Origin of the sequence: Frankia sp. CcI156, from assembly GCF_001983015.1 — a bacterium.
Classification (GTDB): domain Bacteria; phylum Actinomycetota; class Actinomycetes; order Frankiales; family Frankiaceae; genus Frankia; species Frankia casuarinae.
In genome coordinates this window covers 1-758 of record NZ_MOMD01000093.1, presented here as the reverse complement: position 1 = coordinate 758, position 758 = coordinate 1, and the positions used below count along the sequence as shown (strand labels likewise).

General features: G+C 71.7%; 1 protein-coding gene. It reads left to right on the top strand.

The features are described 5' to 3' along the window. Positions 1–279: 279 nt before the first annotated feature. Positions 280–758 (top strand): IS66 family transposase zinc-finger binding domain-containing protein (locus tag CcI156_RS22770; protein ID WP_254847572.1); only part of this gene is annotated, 479 nt, incomplete at its 3' end.

Sequence of the window (758 nt, the reverse complement as noted above, 5' to 3'; positions counted from 1 at the left end):
GCAACGGAAGTCCTCGGTCAAGGGCACAGTGGGGTAGACACCCTGTGATCTACCGGGGACTTCTCTATTTACGGCACCCCTCCGGCCACCGCCCGAACGTACGTAGTCGGAAGTCCCGTTGAGTTGATCGACGTTGGCGGTGGCTGCGGGGRCTGGGTGTGGCCTGATGGTCTCCGTGGGTGAYGGTTCGCTGGTCGGGATGGTTTGCTGTGGTGCGTGGCGGTTGTCGAGTCGGGTGTTTGCGGCGTTGCTGGTGGTGAGGCGCTGGCGGATGTGTTGGTGGAGAACGGYCGTCTGCGAGTCGAGCTCGCGGAGCTGGGGACGGAGCATGCCCGGCTGCTCGCGCGGGAGACCGCGGCCGCGGCCGAGCTTGAGGCGTTGCGGGCGGAACTGGCGACGTTGCGTCGGATGCTRTTCGGCCGGTCGTCGGAGMGCGCGTCGGGCGGGCCGCCGGCCTGCGCCGGCGCAGGGGACAGCGGTGATGGTCGGGACGGGGCGGCTGGTGAGGGGGCTGGTGGGTCGACGGGCCGGCCGCGGGGGCCGGGGGCGCGTTCGGGCCGGCGCAGCTACGACCACCTGGCGCGTGACGAGGTCGACGGCGACTTCGAGGGCGGGGGTTACACGTGCCCGTCGTGCGGGGCGTCGTTCACGCCGTGGGGTGAGCACGTCGTCGAGCAGCTCGACTGGGTGGTGTCGGTGCGGCTGCGGGTCACGCGGCGTCGCCGCTACCGGCGAGGCTGCCGGTGCGGGGGGCCGGT